Raw genomic sequence first — 17,501 nt, forward strand, 5'->3', positions numbered from 1 at the left:
CCATAATCGTTCCCATGGTGCATCAGCAGAGGTCACAAGCTCGTCTGTCACCGTCCAGTGACACAAAAGACACCGAGGACATCGTCTCGCTGCTCGCCCCGCGTCTCGCCCACTTCGCAGGGGTGGCCCGCACCGAGCACGTCACGCGCGCCGCCCAGGAGATGCAGGTCCCGCAGTCCACGCTCTCCCGGGCGATGGTCCGCCTCGAACAGGACCTGGGCGTCGACCTGTTCGCCCGTCGCGGCCGCACCGTCTCCCTCACCCCGGCCGGCCGCACCTTCCTGGGCTCCGTCGAACGCGCCCTCGCCGAGATCGAGCGCGCCGCCGAGGAGGTCCGTGCCGACGCCGACCCGGCCACCGGCAAGGTCGCCTTCGGCTTCCTGCACACCATGGGCGCCGAAACCGTCCCCGGCCTCATCCACGCCTTCCGGGCCGACCACCCCCGCGTCCGCTTCAGCCTCGTCCAGAACTACGGCGAGGCGATGCTGGAGAAGCTGCGCGCGGGCGAACTCGACCTCTGTCTGACCTCCCCGGTCCCCGACGCCCCCGACCTGGTGGCCCGCCGCCTCGACGAACAGAAACTCCGCCTGGTCGTCCCGGCCGACCACCCCCTGGCGTCCCGCCGCCGCATCCGTCTGGCCGAGGCGGCCGACGAAACCTTCGTCACCCTCGAACCGGGCTACGGCATGCGCCGTATCACGGACGACCTGTGCAAGGAGGCCGGCTTCCGGCCGAGGATCGCCTTCGAAGGGGAGGAGGCGGAGACCCTGCGAGGCCTGGTGGCAGCAGGCCTCGGAGTAGCCCTCCTGCCCCCACCCGCCTTCCCCCGCCCGGGAGTCGTGGAACTCACGGTCACGGCCCCGAGAGCGGCAAGAGAGATCGGCGTGGCCTGGCTCGACGGCCACCCGGACACACCCCCGGTGGCCGCCTTCAAGAGGTTCCTGCTCTCAAGAAGGGGCAACTTGCTACCCACCTGAGCCGGAGCGCCCCGTCAGGGGCGCGGGGCTGCATCGATATGCGGCTCCGCCGCGTGGGCGCGATCAACCACGACGCACCCGCACCCCGCAACGAACCCGAACCCCCGAGCTCTCACCGGCGCAGAGATTTACCGAACCCCGCAGCCAGGGGCATCCGCAACCCCAACGGAGGCGGAGCCGCCAACGCATCCTCCACCGGCCGCGAAAACGCCCGCCCGAACAACGCCCCCATCACGAAGTCCTCCGCCAGCGCATGCACTTCACTCCGGTACTGATGCAAGCCATGACCGTCGGAGTGCACTTCGAACCGGCACACGTCCCGGTTCGCCTTCTTCGCCCGAGCCGCCAGCCGAAACGACAACTCGGGATCGGTCCGCTCGTCATTCGTCCCGTGAACGATCAGCACCCGCCGCCCCGCCAGCTGCTTCACCGGTTCAGGCGAAGCCGCGACGTCCTCCTCCGGCAGCCAAGGCGCCATCGCCAGCACGGAGTTGACCGCCTCGTGCCCGCCCGCGCGCAGTGCGGCCCGGCCGCCCATGCCGAGGCCCGCGAGGCAGACGGGAACGTCGCCGTAGCGCCGTACCGCTTCGTCCGCGGCCCAGGAGGCGTCCCCCGCGAGATGGGCCTCGCTGCCGTTCCAGCCGCGGTAGCGGTAGTGCACGACATGGGTGGCGAGGCCCTCCTCCCGCCCCGCGCGGGCCAGTCGGCGGCCCAGTGCGCGGACGGAGGCGGTCGCCAGCACGGGGGACGGTCTGCGGGCCGACTCCTCGTCGCCGCCGGGGAGCAGCAGAACCACTCCGCTCACCGCCGTCGGTTCCGGGCCGAGCGCCCTCCCCAGCCGGGCCCGTCGAACCGGCGTCGCTTGGTGTGCCATGACAGAACAGTGTCAGAAGCGCGGGTGTACGTGCCCCGTCCATGCGGTCACCGTTACGTATCGACGGAGTTGTACAACACGCGATCTACGCGCGTAGGAGGTAGAGTGCGGAAATGACGAGCCAGACCATCTCGAACACCCCGACGCCGGAGCAGATCCGCCGGGCGCCGAAGGTTCTGCTGCACGACCACCTCGACGGCGGCCTCCGCCCGGGGACGATCGTCGAACTCGCCCGCGACGCGGGCTATGACCGCCTCCCCGAGACCGACTCCGGCAAGCTGGGTGTCTGGTTCCGGGAGGCCGCCGACTCCGGTTCGCTGGAGCGGTACTTGGAGACCTTCTCCCACACCGTCGGCGTGATGCAGACCCGGGACGCGCTCGTCCGGGTCGCGCGCGAGTGCGCCGAGGACCTCGCCGAGGACGGGGTCGTCTACGCCGAGGTACGGTACGCCCCCGAGCAGCACCTGGAGGGCGGGCTGAGCCTCGAGGAGGTCGTCGAGGCCGTCAACGAGGGCTTCCGGGAAGGGGAGCGGCTCGCGCGGCAGAGCGGTCACCGGATCCGCGTGGGTGCCCTGCTCACCGCCATGCGGCACGCCGCCCGTGCCCTGGAGATCGCCGAACTCGCCAATCGTTACCGGGACTTGGGCGTGGTGGGCTTCGACATCGCCGGCGCCGAGGCCGGTTACCCGCCCACCCGGCACCTCGACGCCTTCGAGTATCTGAAGCGCGAGAACAACCACTTCACCATCCACGCCGGTGAGGCCTTCGGGCTGCCGTCCATCTGGCAGGCCCTGCAGTGGTGCGGCGCCGACCGGCTCGGGCACGGTGTGCGCATCATCGACGACATCCAGGTGCACGCCGACGGCTCGGTGAAGCTCGGGCGGCTCGCCTCGTACGTACGGGACAAGCGCATCCCGCTCGAACTGTGCCCCAGTTCCAACCTGCAGACCGGGGCGGCGGAGTCGTATGCCGAACACCCGATCGGACTGCTGCGTCGACTGCACTTCCGTGCGACCGTGAATACGGACAATCGACTCATGTCCGGCACAAGCATGAGCCGGGAATTCGAGCACCTTGTCGACGCATTCGGTTATTCGCTCGACGACATGCAGTGGTTCTCCGTCAATGCGATGAAATCAGCGTTCATTCCTTTCGATGAACGACTGGCGATGATCAATGACGTGATCAAGCCTGGATATGCCGAGCTGAAGTCCGAATGGCTGTTCCAGCAAACCGCTTCCACCAGCGGTTCTGTGCCCTCGGGGGAGTAACCGGGGATATTGGGGTGTGTGGAATGCGGACGGGTATTCACAACCCGTTCGCATTTCGATGTTTGCGGCGGGTGGGTGCCCGTGTTTACGGTCGAGACACCGCTCACATTTCCGCAACCCCATTTCTAGGATGCATTTCATGAAGCAGTCTGCTGCCAAGACCCTCGGTGTCGCCGCTCTCGGTGCCGCCTTCGCCGCCACGGGCGCGGGCGCCGCGAACGCGGCCCCGGCGGTCCCGGACGCCACCGGCATGCTGGGCTCCGTCACCAGTGCGCTCCCGGCGCAGAACGTCTCCCAGGCGCTGCCGGGTGCCCAGGCGGCGGTGGCCCAGGGCAAGCCCACCCTCGAACGCGGTCTGTCCTCCGTGCGGCCCTCGGCCGGTGCGCTCACCGACGGGTCCACGCCGGTCGCCGGGCTGCTCGGCGGTATGCCGGTGCAGTCGAGCCTGCCCACGCACGGGCTGCCCGTGAACGGTCTGCCGCTCGGCTGACCCGCCTCCCGAACGCGCCGATGGGGCGCACCCCCGGCAAAGGGGTGCGCCCCATCGGCGTACCTGCGAAAAGGGGCTCACCAGGCGGTGCGGGCGGCCTTCTCCTCCGAGGGGAGCAGGATCCACAGCGCTATGTAGAGCAGGAACTGCGGGCCCGGCAGCAGACAGGACAGCAGGAAGATCACGCGCATGGTGGTCGCGGAGGTGCCGAAGCGCCGCGCCAGACCGGCGCACACGCCGCCGATCATGCGGCCGTGGGTGGGGCGGACGAGGGCGGACATGTGCGGCTCCTTCGTGAGCGTCGGAGGGAGGCCTCTGGGTGGCTTCCTCATCTGCCTTCAACGCTACGGAGACGAAGGGGGCAAAGCGTCGCTCCACGGGGCTATCCCGACCCTGGGAAACGTCGGGGTTCGACCCTGAACCGCTTCCTCCTGACGGACGGCCGCCCCTTCCTTCCACTCGGACCTGCGGCGGAGCCAGGAGCGGGCCGCGGGGACGACGGCGAGGTGGGCGAGGGCCACACCCGCGGTGTTCAGCAGCAGCGAGTCCACGTCCGGGGCCCGGCCGGGCACCCCGGTCTGCAGCAGCAGGATGCCCGCGGAGACCAGCGCGCCCGCGGCGACCGTACGGACGAACGAGGCGAACGGGAGGGCCCACGGCTTGCCGTGCGTCATCGGGAGCAGTACGCCGAGCGGTGCGAGGAGGCCGAGGCCCTCGCCGATGCGGCGGGCCGCCTCGGGCCCGCCCAGCGCCAGGTCGGCGCGTATCCCCGCGAACGGATGCACGTTGGGGGGCATCACCCACGGCACGTCCAGCGGGCGCAGCGTGAGCCAGGCGACGAACGCGAGGTGTGCGACAAGGAGGACACCCCCCGTCGCACGGATGCGGATCGCGGCGTTGCCGCCGATGGAGCCTTGACGCTGCACGATCCCCAAGACGCCGCGTGCGGCGGGATCGGTTCCGGCTTGTCCGGACGTACCTGGATGAGGCCTCCGCCACACCCGTACGTCAGCCGCCCGTGACCGGGCCGGACGGCGGCTGCTCGGTGCCCGGGCGGGAGCGGACCTCGTCCGTGCACTCGTAGCGGCGCAGCGGCTCCTTGCCGGGGCCGCCGAGGATGACCGAGCCGTCGCCCCCGGCCGCCGTGGAGTCGGAGAAGGTGCAGACGAGCTGGGCCAGCGCGAAGGACGTGAGATCGCCGGGCGGGTAGCTGAGCCGGAGCGTGTCGTCGGGGTCGCCGGGGCGGGGGCCGGTCACGGTCATGCCGCCGCGTACGGCCGTGGTGTACCCGGCGTCCTTCTCGGCGGCCGACGGCGTCGCCGCGAGCTGGTCGAGCAGCCCCTGCGCCACCAGCACCCGCCGCTGCGAGTCCGGGGAGCCGTCCGGGACCCGTACCGTCCGGTCCACGGCGACCAGCGAGGACCCGCACAGCAGGAACACCTGTACGGGCAGCCCGCGCGAGGCCTGGGCCGAGACGTCCGGCTCGGCCGGCGAGCACTGCACCTGGGAGGGCGCCGCCCCGAAGTCCGTGGGCACCTCGGTGGGCCGGATGCCGCAGCCGCTGAGCACCGCGGCGAGCAGGGGGAGCGCCAGGAGACGTCGTACGGTCATGAGGCGTTCCCGTTCTTCCCCGCGTCCTTCTCGGACTCCTCCGTCAGCGCCGACGCGTCCCGCGGCAGCCGCAGCGTGAACACCGCGCCCCCGTCGGGGGAGTTGGCGGCGGTGATCTCGCCGCCGTGGATGTGCGCGTTCTCCAGGGCGATGGACAGTCCGAGGCCGCTGCCCTCGGAGCGCGGGCGGGAGGCGCTCGCCTTGTAGAAGCGGTCGAAGACGTGCGGCAGGACGTCCTCGGGGATGCCGGGCCCGTGGTCGCGGACCGCGATGACCATCTCGTCGTCCTCGGGCCGCACCGACACCCGCACCGGCGACCCGCCGTGCTTGAGCGCGTTGCCGATCAGGTTGGCGAGGATCACGTCCAGACGGCGCGGGTCGACGCGGGCGTGGATGCCGCGCTCGGCGTCCAGTTCGACCGCGTCCAGCCAGGCCCGGGCGTCGATGCAGGCGGTGATCTGGTCGGCGAGGTCGACGTCGTCCAGGACCAGCCGTGCGGTGCCCGCGTCGAAGCGGGTGACCTCCATGAGGTTCTCGACGAGGTCGTTGAGCCGCCGGGTCTCGCTGACGACGAGCCGTACGGCGGGTTCGATCATCGGGTCCATCGACCCGGAGTCCGCCTCCAGCTCCTCCTCCAGGATCTCCGTCACGGCGGTGATCGCGGTGAGCGGCGTACGGAGTTCATGACTCATGTCGGCGACGAACCGCCGGGACGCCTCGTCCCGCGCGGCCATGTCCTCGACCCGCTTCTCCAGCGCCTCGGCCGCGTCGTTGAACGTCCGTGACAGATCGGCGAGTTCGTCGGTCCCCGACACCCTCAGCCGGGTGTCCAGCTTGCCCTCGCCGAGCCGGCGCGCGGCGACCCCGAGCCGCTGCACCGGCTTGAGCACGGTCGAGGCGGCGGCCTGGGCGAGCAGCGCCGAGCCGACCAGGGCGAGGCCGGTGGCGATCCCCAGCGACCAGGCGAGGGAGTTGAGGTCCTTGGCCTCCGGCTCCAGCGACTTGAGCATGTAGCCGGTCGTCCCGCCGTTGATCACCCTCGTGCCCGCCACCAGGTACGGGGTGCCGTGGTTGACGACGCGCTGCCAGTACAGGTGGTAGGCGTACTTGTTGCCGGAGTCGACCTGTTGCTTCTTGGTCACGGCCGCCCGCAGCGACGTGGGCACGTCCTGCAGCGAGAAGCCGTCCAGACCGCTCGAACTGCCGTAGACGGTCCTGCCGTCGGCGTCCTGTGCGACGAGCAGCACGCTGAAGCGCTGGCTGCTGTTCGCCATCTGGCCCGCGGTGTGCTGCAGTTCGTCCTGCGTGGGGTGCGCGCTGAGCGTGCCCGCCCGGGTCTGCATCGCCTGTCGGAAGTCGCCGAGCACCGCGTCCTGGGTGCGGGTGAGCACGGCCTCGCGGTTGAGCCAGTACGCGATCCCGGACGCGGACACGGCGGCGGTGAGCGCCACGAGCCCGAAGACGACCACCAGGCGCAGTCGCAGACTGGTGAAGCGCAGCCGTGAAAGATGTCCCTTGCGAGTCGCGGCCCAGCCGCGAACCCCCCCGTGCGCTTCGGTCACTGAGGCGTGTCCAGCCGGTAGCCCACGCCACGCACGGTACGGATCAGCGTCGGGGACGACGGCACGTCCTCGACCTTGGCACGCAGCCTCTGGACACACGCGTCCACCAGCCGGGAGTCGCCGAGGTAGTCGTGCTCCCACACCAGCCGCAGCAACTGCTGCCGGGACAGCGCCTGCCCGGGCCGCCGGCTCAGCTCCAGGAGCAGCCTGAGCTCGGTCGGCGTGAGCTGCAGATCCTCGCCGTTCTTGGTCACCGTCATCGCCGCGCGGTCGATGACCAGGCTGCCGAAGCTCGCCGCGTCGGTCGACTCGCGGTCCCCGCGCCGCAGCACGGCCCTGATCCGGGCGTCGAGCACCCGTCCCTGGATCGGCTTGACCACGTAGTCGTCGGCGCCGGACTCCAGGCCCACGACCACGTCGATGTCGTCACTCCGCGCGGTCAGCAGAATGATCGGCAACTGGTCCGTGCGCCGGATGCGCCGGCACACCTCGAACCCGTCGATGCCGGGCAGCATCACATCCAGCACGATCAGGTCCGGCCGCTGCTCCCGCAGGAGCTTCAGACCGTCCTCACCGGTGGCAGCGGTGGCAACCCGGTGTCCCTGGCGCGTAAGAGACAGCTCCAGGGCCGTACGGATGGCGTCGTCATCCTCGATCAGCAACAGGGTAGGCACCCGCTCATTCTGGCCCATGGTGGGTCGGGGTTTCGACTCTGCGGCGGACCCGTACGCCTGTGTGCCCATACCGCTCTGCTCTGTGACCGCGCTGTGTCTTCCCTGCGGCCGACCCCTGTGACAGGTCTGTGACAGTCGGCGGACACGGCCATGAAGGTGCGAGGGCAAGCTTTTCGGCACAGGCAAGGAAGCACCGCAGAGACACCGCGGAGATCGACTGCCTGAGCAAGCCGAACACCGGAAGTCCACGACGGGGGGCGCGAGATGAACATGCTGCACAGCACCAGCACCAGCGCAGTGATCACGCGCCTGCACGACGTGAACGGGGGCCGGGGTTCCGAGAAGTCCGGTGCCGTGAGCGGGCGGGGGTGCGCTCGCGGCGCCGGGCGTCAGCACACCGCGTACATGACGGTGGTTGACACCTTCACGGGGGAAGCACACGGGGGAAGCGCGTACAGGGAGGACACGGGGGAGCGTCGTTCGCTGTCGGAGGCGGAGTTCACCGCCTACGTCCAGGAGCGCCGCGCCTCCCTGTACGCCACCGCGTACCACCTGACCGGTGACCGCTTCGAGGCCGAGGACCTGCTGCAGAGCGCGCTGTTCTCGACGTACAAGGCCTGGGACCGGATCAGCGACAAGGCCGCGGTCGGGGGCTACCTCCGCCGCACCATGACGAACCTGCACATCAGCGCGTGGCGCCGCCGCAAGCTGAACGAGTACCCGACCGAGGAACTGCCGGAGACGCCCGGCGACACGGACGCGATGCGCGGCACGGAGCTGCGCGCGGTCCTGTGGCAGGCGCTCGCCCGCCTCCCCGAGCTCCAGCGCACCATGCTGGTCCTGCGCTACTACGAGGGCCGCACGGACCCGGAGATCGCGGAGATCCTCGACATCAGTGTCGGCACGGTGAAGTCCAGCATCTGGCGGTCGCTCCGCCGGCTGCGCGAGGACGAGGTCCTCAGCTTCGGCCGTGACGAGGAGGACGCCTTCGGGGAGCTCGTCGCCTGAGGGTCGGGGGGGAGCAAGTACGGGGGAAGCACGGGGGAGCAGTAACCGGGGGGGGACCCACGGGGGACAACGGGGGGCCTTGGGGGAAGCACCACGGGGGAACGGGGGAGAGCGGGACTGGAGGGCCGGGGGGTCCGTCCAGTCCCGCTTTTTTTGCGTGTACGGGTGCGGTCAGCGCGCGGGGGTCGCGGCCGGGCGCCGGCCCACCGCCGCCGCGGCCAGCCGGCCCAGGGCCTCGTCCCGGTCGCAGGCGTGGGCGCCGAGGGCCGTCTGGCGGGCGATGATCGAGCGTTCCTGGCGCATCAGGCGCCAGCCGCGGCGCAGCAGGAACGGCACCGACTTGCGGCCCTCCCTGAGATCGCGCAGGAAGCGGCGGCGGAAGGTGCGGACCGCGCCGCGGTTCAGGCACAGGGCGTCGGCCAGCAGCCCCAACTCCCGGCAGCGCTCGACGATCTCGGCCGCGAAGATGCCCTCCGCTATGAACAGCGGGGTCCGTCCTATGTCGACGGTCTCCTCACCGGTGCGCGCCGAGCGGGAGATGTCGTAGACGGGAACCTTCGTACGGCCCGTGCGGCACAGCTCCGCGATCGCGGCGACGGCGGTGTCCGTGTCCCAGGAGTCCGGATGGTCCCAGTCGATGTCGGAGCTTCCCGCCACCAGCGGCAGCGTCGGGTCCTCGCCCTCCTTGTAGAAGTCGTCGAGGCGCAGCACGGGGAGGCCGGAGCGGGCGGCGACAAGGGACTTGCCCGAGCCCGAGGGGCCGCAGAGCAGCACGACGCGGGCGGAGGAGGGGAGATGGATGCTCACGGGACACCAGTTTGACGTATTCCGTACGTCCTGCCGACCCCGCGGGTCGGCTTTGGTGTGCGCATCACATCTCAACTACCCTTCGTGTCGACCTGATTACTCAGCGAATCCAAGGTGACTACTGCAATGGCACGACACGCTTCCCCCTCCAAGCCGCACGCCCGGCGCGCCCTGATCGCCCTCGCCACCGTCTCGGCGGCACTCGGCGCGAGCGCGGCGACGGCGTCCGCGGACTCCACCGCCGCCGTGAAGGTGCCCGTGTCGCCGGTGGCCGCGGCCGACGCGCTCGGCAAGCTCGACCCGCAGAAGAGCCTGCAGGGACCGACCGGCCAGGTGCGGTCGGTCACCGGCTCCGTCCCGGGCCTCAAGCGCAATGTCCTCACCCGCAACACCGTCGACCCGACGGACAACCACATCGCCGGCCCGCTCTCCGGGCTGAGCTACCTCGCCGAGACCAGCCCGGTCGGGACGGTTCCGGCGGCGCTGACGACGGCCGCCATGCTGCTGGGCGGTCCGCGCCTGGTCTGAGCCCGGCCGGCGCATGAAAGAGAGCCGCGTCTTCCCCGGACGGAGGGAGGACGCGGCTCTCGGTCTGCGGAGGCCGGTCAGTACGACGCGCCCGACGCGCCCAGCGACCCCGTCGGGTGCCAGACCGTCTTCGTCTCCAGGAACGCCGTCATGCGGTCGATACCCGGAGTCGCCGACCAGTCGACTTCGTCCACAGGCTGTGGACGAAGAACCCGCTTCAGGTTGTCGGCCGCCGCGATCTCCAGTTCCTTCGCCAGTACGTCGTCGGCGCCCGCGAGGTCGATCGCGTTGACGTCCTGGTGCGCGGCCAGCGGCGTGGCGATCTCCGCCGTACGGCCGGAGAGGACGTTGACGACGCCGCCGGGCAGGTCGGAGGTGGCCAGGACCTCGCCGAGGGAGAGGGCCGGGAGCGGGGACTTCTCGGAGGCGATCACCACTGCCGTGTTGCCCGTTGCGATCACCGGGGCGATGACGGACACCAGACCGAGGAACGACGACTCCTGGGGGGCCAGGACCGCGACCACCCCCGTCGGCTCGGGCGAGGACAGGTTGAAGTACGGGCCCGCGACCGGGTTTCCGCCGCCCACGACCTGGGCGATCTTGTCGGTCCAGCCCGCGTACCAGACCCAGCGGTCGATCGCCGCGTCCACGACCGCGGCCGCCTTGGACTTCGACAGGCCTTCCGAGTCGGCCACCTCGCGCACGAACTGCTCGCGGCGACCCTCCAGCATCTCGGCGATGCGGTAGAGGATCTGACCGCGGTTGTACGCCGTCGCGCCCGACCAGCCGCCGAACGCCTTGCGCGCGGCGACCACCGCGTCACGGGCGTCCTTGCGGGACGAAAGGGGCACGTTCGCCAGCCAGTTGCCCTTTGTGTCCGTCACCTCGTACACCCGGCCGCTCTCGGAACGCGGGAACTTCCCGCCGACGTACAGCTTGTAGGTCTTGAAGACCGACAGACGGTCGAACCGCTCGGTCTTCTCGGTCTTCTCAGACATCGAGGTACGCCTCCAGGCCGTGGCGGCCGCCCTCGCGGCCGAAGCCCGACTCCTTGTAGCCGCCGAACGGCGAGGTCGGGTCGAACTTGTTGAACGTGTTGGACCAGACGACGCCCGCACGGAGCTTGTTCGCGACGGCGAGGATCCGCGAGCCCTTCTCCGTCCAGATGCCCGCCGACAGGCCGTACGGGGTGTTGTTGGCCTTGGCGACCGCCTCGTCCGGGGTGCGGAAGGTGAGGACGGACAGCACCGGGCCGAAGATCTCGTCGCGGGCGATCCGGTGCGCCTGGGTGACGTTGGTGAAGAGCGTCGGGGCGAACCAGTAGCCGGACGACGGGATTTCGCAGGCCGGGGACCAGCGCTCGGCGCCCTCCGCCTCGCCCTGTTCGACGAGGGTGGTGATACGGGAGAGCTGCTCCTCGGAGTTGATCGCGCCGATGTCCGTGTTCTTGTCGAGCGGGTCGCCGAGACGGAGAGTGCTCAGACGGCGCTTGAGCGACTCCAGCAGCTCGTCCTGGATCGACTCCTGGACGAGGAGCCGGCTGCCCGCGCAGCAGACCTGGCCCTGGTTGAAGAAGATGCCGTTGACGATGCCCTCGACGGCCTGGTCGATCGGGGCGTCGTCGAAGACGATGTTGGCGCCCTTGCCGCCCAGTTCGAGGGTGAGCTTCTTGCGGGAGCCCGCCACCGTGCGGGCGATCTCCTTGCCGACCGCCGTCGAGCCGGTGAACGCGACCTTGTTGACGTCCGGGTGCGCGACGAGCGCGGCGCCCGTGTCGCCGTAGCCCGGAAGGATGTTGACGACACCCTTGGGGAGGCCGGCCTGGCGGCAGATGTCCGCGAAGAACAGGGCGGAGAGGGGGGTCGTCTCGGCGGGCTTGAGGACGACCGTGTTGCCGGTCGCCAGTGCCGGGGCGATCTTCCACGCCAGCATCAGGAGCGGGAAGTTCCAGGGGATGACCTGGCCGGCGACGCCCAGCGGCTTCGGGTTCGCTCCGAAACCGGCGTGCTCCAGCTTGTCGGCCCAGCCCGCGTAGTAGAAGAAGTGCGCGGCGACCAGGGGGAGGTCGGCGTCGCGGGTCTCCTTGATCGGCTTGCCGTTGTCGAGGGTCTCCAGGACCGCCAGCTCACGGCTGCGCTCCTGGATGATCCGCGCGATGCGGAACAGGTACTTGGCGCGCTCCGAGCCGGGCAGCGCCGACCACTTCTCGAAGGCCCTGCGGGCGGCCTTCACCGCGCGGTCGACGTCCTCGGAACCGGCCTGGGCGACCTCCGACAGCACCTCCTCGGTGCTCGGGGAGACCGTCTTGAAGACCTTGCCGTCGGCCGCGTCCGTGAACTCGCCGTCGATGAACAGTCCGTAGGACGGCGCGATGTCGACGATCGAGCGGGACTCGGGTGCCGGGGCGTATGCGAATGCGGATGCCATGGTGATCAGTCCACCGTCACGTAGTCGGGGCCGGAGTAGCGGCCGGTGGCCAGCTTCTGACGCTGCATCAGCAGGTCGTTCAGGAGCGAGGAGGCGCCGAAGCGGAACCAGTGGTTGTCCAGCCAGTCCTCGCCCGCGGTCTCGTTGACCAGGACGAGGAACTTGATGGCGTCCTTGGAGGTGCGGATGCCGCCGGCGGGCTTCACGCCGACCTGGATCCCGGTCTGCGCGCGGAAGTCGCGCACGGCCTCCAGCATCAGCAGGGTGTTGGCGGGGGTGGCGTTGACCGCGACCTTGCCCGTGGACGTCTTGATGAAGTCCGCGCCCGCCAGCATGCCGAGCCAGCTCGCGCGGCGGATGTTGTCGTACGTCGACAGCTCGCCCGTCTCGAAGATGACCTTGAGCCGGGCCGAGGCGCCGCAGGCCTCCTTCACGGCGACGATCTCGTCGTACACCTTCATGTAGTCGCCCGCGAGGAACGCCCCGCGGTCGATGACCATGTCGATCTCGTCGGCGCCCGCGGCGACGGCCTCGCGGACGTCGGCCAGCTTCACGGCGATCGGGGCGCGGCCCGCCGGGAAGGCGGTGGCGACCGAGGCGACCTTCACGGAGGAGCCGGCGACGGCCTCCTTCGCGGCGGGCACCATGTCGGGATAGACGCAGACGGCCGCGGTCGCCGGGGTCGTACGGTCCGTGGGGTCCGGGTGGACGGCCTTGGCGCCGAGCGCCCGGACCTTGCCCGGGGTGTCCGCGCCTTCCAGCGTCGTCAGGTCGACCATCGAGATGGCGAGGTCGATGGCGTACGCCTTCGCGGTCGTCTTGATGGAACGGGTGCCGAGCGAGGCGGCGCGTGCCTCCAGGCCGACCGCGTCGACGCCGGGCAGCCCGTGGAGGAAGCGGCGCAGCGTGCTGTCGGACGCGGTGACGTCTTCGAGTGCGTGGGCTGCGTTGGGTGCAGTGGTGGGCATGGTCACCAGACGAGCATATCTACGCGCGTAGCGGCTGTACACCCCCGGCTGCTCTTCACGTGCGCACGCACCGGGTACGAGCATCGTCGTGGCCGTCGGGCAGAATCGGCGGTATGACGACCCCGGACCACGAGTCACCAGCACCGCAGCCCCCGGCCCCCCAGTACAAGGACCGGGCCTACCGGTCGTCCGGGGGGCTCGCCGGCGGCGTCCTGCTGCTTGCCATCGCGGGCTGGCTGGGCATCGACGCGATCGTCTCCGGGCACGGCCGCACCCCGTGGCTGGCGCTCGCCACACTGATCCTCGTCGTGCCGCTGATCCTGGCCTTCACCCTGCGCCCCGCCGTCCACGCCAACGCCGAGCGGCTGCGCATCCGCAACCCCTTCCGCATCGTCGTGGTGCCCTGGAGCGAGGTCGCCGCGCTGCGGTCCGGTTACTCCAACGAGGTCGTCGTGAAGTCCGGGAGCAAGTACCAGCTGTGGGCGGTCCCCGTCTCGCTGCGCGCCCGCAAGAGGGCGGCGCGACAGGAGGCCAGGGCCACGGCGGACGCGAGTGGCCGGGGCCGGCGGGGCCGTCCGGGTGGTGTCTTCGGACCGAGCGGACTCCCGGGCGGCACCGCCGTCCCGGCGGGGCCCGTCCGCGCCGAGAGCGACAAGATCATGGACGACCTGCGCGAACTGCTCGAGACCCATGAGCGGACGGGGACGGGGACGGGGCAGGGCGAGGTGACGGTGCGCTGGGCGTACGAGATCGCGGGGCCCGCGCTGGCGGGGGCGGTACTGCTGGCGATTCTGGCGGCTGCGGGCTGAGCTGGGGCTGAGTGGCCGGGGGTGCCGGTACTGCTGGGGCGGGGACGCGACGCCGCGAGGACGGCACGGCATGGCGGTGCGGGCTCTCGCCCGCCGGGTGCGGGGCGGCGTGGGGTCGTGGATGTGGCCGTGGCTTCAGGGCCGGCTCGGTGGTGTGATTGCGGTGCGCCGTCGCCCCGGGATGTGGCGGACTGGGGCAACAGTCTTGGGTAAAGCCCTCGAAGGGGCGTCCCCCGGCCGATCGCCGAGGGCGCCCCTTCGAGATGACGCGGGTTCGAGCGGTGCTGCTCAGATGCCGGCCGCGGCCGAGAGGTCCCGCTTGATTGCTGCGAGGAGGTCGTTCGCGGTGGCGTGGGCCGCCGGGAGGTCGGCGTGTGTGGGAGCGGGGACCACGACCTCCAGGTAGCACTTCAGCTTGGGCTCCGTGCCGCTCGGGCGGACGATGACGCGGGCGCCGTCGAGCGTGTAGCGCAGCCCGTCGGTGGGCGGCAGCTTCTCGGTGCCCCGGGTGAGGTCCTCGGCCCTGGTGATGGCGAGGCCCGCGAGCTCGGTCGGCGGCTGCTCCCGCAGCCGCTGCATGGCGCGCGCGATGACCGACAGGTCCTCCACCCGGACCGAGAGCTGGTCGGTGGCGTGCAGCCCGTGCTCCACCGCGAGGTCGTCGAGGAGGTCCGGCAGCGTCCGCCCCTCCTCCTTGAGCTCGGAGGCCAGCTCGGTGATCAGCAGCGCGGCGGTGATGCCGTCCTTGTCGCGCACCCCGTCCGGGTCCACGCAGTAGCCGAGAGCCTCCTCGTAGCCGTAGCGCAGCCCCTCGACGCGGGCGATCCACTTGAAGCCGGTGAGGGTCTCCTCGTACGGCAGACCCGCCTTCTCGGCGATACGGCCGAGGAGGGAGGAGGAGACGATCGACTCGGCGAAGGTGCCCCGGGCGCCGCGTCTGACCAGGTGGGCGGCGAGCAGCGCGCCCACCTCGTCGCCACGCAGCATCCGCCAGTCGCCGGCGTCCTTGACGGCCACGGCACAGCGGTCGGCGTCGGGGTCGTTGGCGATGATCAGGTCGGGGTCGGTCGTGCGGGCCTGCGCGAAGGCGAGGTCCATGGCGCCTGGCTCTTCCGGGTTGGGGAAGGCGACCGTCGGGAAGTCCGGGTCCGGCTCGGCCTGCTCGGCGACCAGGACGGGCTCGGGGAAACCGGCCCGGGCGAACGCGGCGAGCAGGACGTCCTTGCCGACGCCGTGCATCGCGGTGTAGACGGTGCGGGCGGTGCGCGCGGAACCGGCGGCGAGCACCGCGTCCGTGCGGGCCAGGTAGGCGTTCAGGACGCTGTCGTCGAGAGTCTCCCAGCCGGTTTCCGGGCGCGGTACGTCGTCCAGGGAGACGATCGCGTCGATCTCGGCGGCGATCTCCGCGTCGGCCGGCGGCACGATCTGCGAGCCGTCGCCCAGGTAGACCTTGTAGCCGTTGTCGCGGGGCGGGTTGTGGCTGGCGGTGACCTCCACGCCCGCGACCGCGCCGAGGTGCCTTATCGCGTAGGCGAGGACGGGGGTGGGGAGCGGGCGGGGGAGCACCGCGGCCCGGAAGCCCGCGCCCGTCATCACGGCCGCCGTGTCGCGCGCGAAGTCCGCGGACTTGTGCCGGGCGTCGTAGCCGATGACGACGAGCCCGCCGCGCTCTCCCTTGGCGTTGAGGTACGCGGCGAGTCCGGCGGCGGCCCGGATGACGACCGAACGGTTCATGCGCATGGGGCCCGCGCCGAGCTCACCGCGCAGGCCGGCGGTGCCGAACTGGAGGGTGCCGCTGAAGCGGTCGGTGAGTTCTGTGACGTCACCGGCCTCGATGAGCTTGGCGAGCTCGTCGCGGGTCTCCGGGTCGGGGTCCTCGGCGAGCCACGCGTGGGCGCGGGCGATGAGGTCGTCGTGCACGGTCGGTCCAGCCTCTCGTGTGGGATGCCTGCGGCGCATCCGCGGGTTCGGTGGGGTGCGCGTAGCGCCTGCGGTTCGATTGTGGGTCGGGGCCGCGCCGGGGTGTCCGTCCTCGGTCGGGCGGTTGACGTCAGGCGGGGCCGTGCCCGGCGGCGGACGCCCGCCGCTGCGGGCGGACACCCCCGCCCCGTCCCCTTCTCGCCGTACGCGGGTGCAGCCAGCCCCAAAGGGGCGCGTGTCCGCCGTGGGCGACTGCAGCCTCCCAAGGGGCGCGGGTGCGCAGTCGCACTCCGGCATTCCGCGGCACCCCCCAAGGCGCTCAGAGCCGGCCGAGCACCTGTGCCAGCAGTGAGCCCATCCGCGTCGCCGAGTCGCGGCCCGCCTGGAGGACCTCCTCGTGGTTCAGCGGCTCGCCGGTCATACCGGCGGCGAGGTTGGTGACGAGGGAGATACCCAGCACCTCCGCACCCGCCTCACGCGCCGCGATGGCTTCCAGCACCGTCGACATGCCCACCAGGTCCGCCCCGATCACCCGCGCCATCCGGATCTCGGCCGGAGTCTCGTAGTGCGGGCCGGGGAACTGGGCGTAGACGCCCTCCTCCAGGCTCGGGTCGATCTCCTTGCACAGGGCACGGAGGCGCGGGGAGTAGAGGTCCGTGAGGTCGACGAAGTTCGCGCCGACGATCGGGGACGTCGCCGTCAGGTTGATGTGGTCGCTGATCAGGACCGGCTGGCCGGGGCGCATGCCCTCGCGGAGGCCTCCGCAGCCGTTGGTCAGCACGATCGTCTTGCAGCCGGCGGCGACGGCGGTACGGACGCCGTGCGCGACGGCGGCGACCCCGCGGCCCTCGTAGTAGTGCGTACGGCCGAGGAAGACCAGGGCCCGCTTCTCACCGATCCTGTACGAGCGGATCTTGCCGCCGTGGCCCTCCACCGCCGGCGGCGGGAAACCGGGCAGGTCGGTGACCTGGAGCTCGGCGTCGGGTGCGCCGAGGGCGTCCACGGCCGGTGCCCAGCCGGAGCCCATCACCAGGGCGACGTCGTGGGTCTCGGCGCCGGTCAGTTCGCGCAGGCGCGCGGCGGCGGCGTCGGCGGCGGCGTGCGGGTCGCCCTGGATGTCGTCCGGAAGAAGAGATGCGTTCACGCGTCGAGAGTAGCCGCTCCACGCCTACGCGCGTAGATGGCAGAGCTCACGGGATGGCGATCGTTGTCTTGTCGTTTCCAACGAAGGGTGTGACACAACGGGACCTTTGCGGTCCTGTGGTCAAGCTGTGCGGTGGCCGGGCGGCTACTCGTCCGTGATGAGGACGTCCTTGTCGTTGAAGACCTCGACGATGAAGATCAGCAGTCGGCCACGGCTGACCGTGTATTCGACGAGGACGTTCTGCGTGAGCCGGATCGTGCGGTCGTCGCCGGTGGAGCTTATGGGCCGCGACACCGAAAGGAACGGGTCGCGGGCCAGCAGGGCGATGCCCTTGTCGAACGCGATGCGCTGCCGGTCGTCGAGCCGGTCGCGGGCTTCGGCGGCCTGCACCGTGTAGTAGACGTCATACGTGGTGGGGGCCATGCGATCTC

Annotated in this window: 19 protein-coding genes; 6 read left to right on the top strand and 13 right to left on the bottom strand. The window is 70.9% G+C overall.

Annotation, left to right across the window (positions count from 1 at the left end):
* The first annotated feature begins 14 nt into the window (after positions 1–14).
* On the top strand, positions 15–977 hold the full coding sequence (locus ACIBW9_RS20680; protein ID WP_389076564.1) for a LysR substrate-binding domain-containing protein: 963 nt from the start codon (positions 15–17) through the stop codon (positions 975–977).
* 112 nt (positions 978–1,089) lie between these two features.
* On the opposite strand, the gene ACIBW9_RS20685 is transcribed toward ACIBW9_RS20680, so the two are convergent.
* A complete protein-coding gene (locus tag ACIBW9_RS20685) occupies positions 1,090–1,851 on the bottom strand; it encodes a prolyl oligopeptidase family serine peptidase (protein WP_398956970.1) in 762 nt (253 codons plus the stop codon).
* A 113-nt stretch (positions 1,852–1,964) separates the two neighbouring features.
* Here ACIBW9_RS20685 and ACIBW9_RS20690 point away from each other — a divergent pair, with 113 nt between their 5' ends.
* Positions 1,965–3,122: an adenosine deaminase gene (locus tag ACIBW9_RS20690; RefSeq protein WP_398956972.1), complete on the top strand. Its 1,158-nt coding sequence runs from the start codon at positions 1,965–1,967 to the stop codon at positions 3,120–3,122.
* A 139-nt stretch (positions 3,123–3,261) separates the two neighbouring features.
* Positions 3,262–3,612: an ATP-binding protein gene (locus tag ACIBW9_RS20695; protein ID WP_398956973.1), complete on the top strand. Its 351-nt coding sequence runs from the start codon at positions 3,262–3,264 to the stop codon at positions 3,610–3,612.
* Between the two features lie 77 nt (positions 3,613–3,689).
* Here ACIBW9_RS20695 and ACIBW9_RS20700 read toward each other — a convergent pair whose 3' ends face one another.
* The 5 genes from ACIBW9_RS20700 to afsQ1 form a co-directional block, all read right to left on the bottom strand.
* Positions 3,690–3,893, bottom strand: a complete 204-nt coding sequence (locus ACIBW9_RS20700) for a PspC domain-containing protein (RefSeq protein ID WP_030929945.1) — start codon at positions 3,891–3,893, stop codon at positions 3,690–3,692.
* A gap of 63 nt (positions 3,894–3,956) precedes the next feature.
* Positions 3,957–4,538: a VanZ family protein gene (locus ACIBW9_RS20705; RefSeq protein WP_398956975.1), complete on the bottom strand. Its 582-nt coding sequence runs from the start codon at positions 4,536–4,538 to the stop codon at positions 3,957–3,959.
* Between the two features lie 82 nt (positions 4,539–4,620).
* A complete protein-coding gene (locus ACIBW9_RS20710; RefSeq protein WP_398956977.1) occupies positions 4,621–5,223 on the bottom strand; it encodes a hypothetical protein in 603 nt (200 codons plus the stop codon).
* Positions 5,220–6,785, bottom strand: coding sequence for an ATP-binding protein (locus ACIBW9_RS20715; protein ID WP_398956979.1), 1,566 nt, complete (start codon positions 6,783–6,785; stop codon positions 5,220–5,222). The genes ACIBW9_RS20710 and ACIBW9_RS20715 overlap by 4 nt, the downstream gene beginning before the upstream one ends.
* Positions 6,782–7,459: a two-component system response regulator AfsQ1 gene (afsQ1, locus tag ACIBW9_RS20720; RefSeq protein WP_030929935.1), complete on the bottom strand. Its 678-nt coding sequence runs from the start codon at positions 7,457–7,459 to the stop codon at positions 6,782–6,784. The genes ACIBW9_RS20715 and afsQ1 overlap by 4 nt, the downstream gene beginning before the upstream one ends.
* A gap of 264 nt (positions 7,460–7,723) precedes the next feature.
* Here afsQ1 and ACIBW9_RS20725 point away from each other — a divergent pair, with 264 nt between their 5' ends.
* Complete coding sequence (locus ACIBW9_RS20725) at positions 7,724–8,467, top strand: SigE family RNA polymerase sigma factor (RefSeq protein ID WP_398956981.1); 744 nt, start codon at positions 7,724–7,726, stop codon at positions 8,465–8,467.
* Positions 8,468–8,638: 171 nt separating this feature from the next.
* Here the strand turns inward: ACIBW9_RS20725 and ACIBW9_RS20730 are convergent, their stop codons facing one another.
* Positions 8,639–9,274: a uridine kinase gene (locus ACIBW9_RS20730; protein ID WP_398956983.1), complete on the bottom strand. Its 636-nt coding sequence runs from the start codon at positions 9,272–9,274 to the stop codon at positions 8,639–8,641.
* A 126-nt stretch (positions 9,275–9,400) separates the two neighbouring features.
* Between ACIBW9_RS20730 and ACIBW9_RS20735 the strand changes: the two genes are divergently transcribed.
* A complete protein-coding gene (locus ACIBW9_RS20735; RefSeq protein ID WP_398956985.1) occupies positions 9,401–9,802 on the top strand; it encodes a hypothetical protein in 402 nt (133 codons plus the stop codon).
* A 77-nt stretch (positions 9,803–9,879) separates the two neighbouring features.
* Here the strand turns inward: ACIBW9_RS20735 and ACIBW9_RS20740 are convergent, their stop codons facing one another.
* From ACIBW9_RS20740 to deoC, 3 genes are read right to left on the bottom strand one after another with little or no spacing between them, the layout of a single operon-like run.
* Entirely contained in the window at positions 9,880–10,800 is a 921-nt protein-coding gene (locus ACIBW9_RS20740) for an aldehyde dehydrogenase family protein (protein WP_398956987.1), read from the bottom strand.
* Positions 10,793–12,229 (bottom strand): aldehyde dehydrogenase family protein, encoded by a 1,437-nt coding sequence (locus tag ACIBW9_RS20745; protein WP_398956989.1) that lies wholly within the window; start codon positions 12,227–12,229, stop codon positions 10,793–10,795. Before ACIBW9_RS20745 ends, ACIBW9_RS20740 begins: the two co-directional genes overlap by 8 nt.
* A 5-nt stretch (positions 12,230–12,234) precedes the next feature.
* Positions 12,235–13,197 carry a deoxyribose-phosphate aldolase gene (deoC, locus tag ACIBW9_RS20750; protein ID WP_398956991.1) on the bottom strand — a complete coding sequence of 321 codons (963 nt, stop codon included), beginning with the start codon at positions 13,195–13,197 and terminating at the stop codon, positions 12,235–12,237.
* Positions 13,198–13,310: 113 nt separating this feature from the next.
* Here deoC and ACIBW9_RS20755 point away from each other — a divergent pair, with 113 nt between their 5' ends.
* Positions 13,311–14,006: a PH domain-containing protein gene (locus tag ACIBW9_RS20755; RefSeq protein WP_398956993.1), complete on the top strand. Its 696-nt coding sequence runs from the start codon at positions 13,311–13,313 to the stop codon at positions 14,004–14,006.
* A 288-nt stretch (positions 14,007–14,294) separates the two neighbouring features.
* Here ACIBW9_RS20755 and ACIBW9_RS20760 read toward each other — a convergent pair whose 3' ends face one another.
* From ACIBW9_RS20760 to ACIBW9_RS20770, 3 genes are all read right to left on the bottom strand, one after another.
* On the bottom strand, positions 14,295–15,926 hold the full coding sequence (locus ACIBW9_RS20760) for a phospho-sugar mutase (RefSeq protein ID WP_398956995.1): 1,632 nt from the start codon (positions 15,924–15,926) through the stop codon (positions 14,295–14,297).
* Between the two features lie 319 nt (positions 15,927–16,245).
* On the bottom strand, positions 16,246–17,070 hold the full coding sequence (locus ACIBW9_RS20765) for a purine-nucleoside phosphorylase (RefSeq protein WP_398956997.1): 825 nt from the start codon (positions 17,068–17,070) through the stop codon (positions 16,246–16,248).
* A 144-nt stretch (positions 17,071–17,214) separates the two neighbouring features.
* Positions 17,215–17,493, bottom strand: coding sequence for a type II toxin-antitoxin system RelE/ParE family toxin (locus ACIBW9_RS20770; protein WP_398956999.1), 279 nt, complete (start codon positions 17,491–17,493; stop codon positions 17,215–17,217).
* Positions 17,494–17,501: the final 8 nt, after the last annotated feature.

Origin of the sequence: Streptomyces sp. NPDC049541, from assembly GCF_044465725.1 — a bacterium.
Classification (GTDB): domain Bacteria; phylum Actinomycetota; class Actinomycetes; order Streptomycetales; family Streptomycetaceae; genus Streptomyces.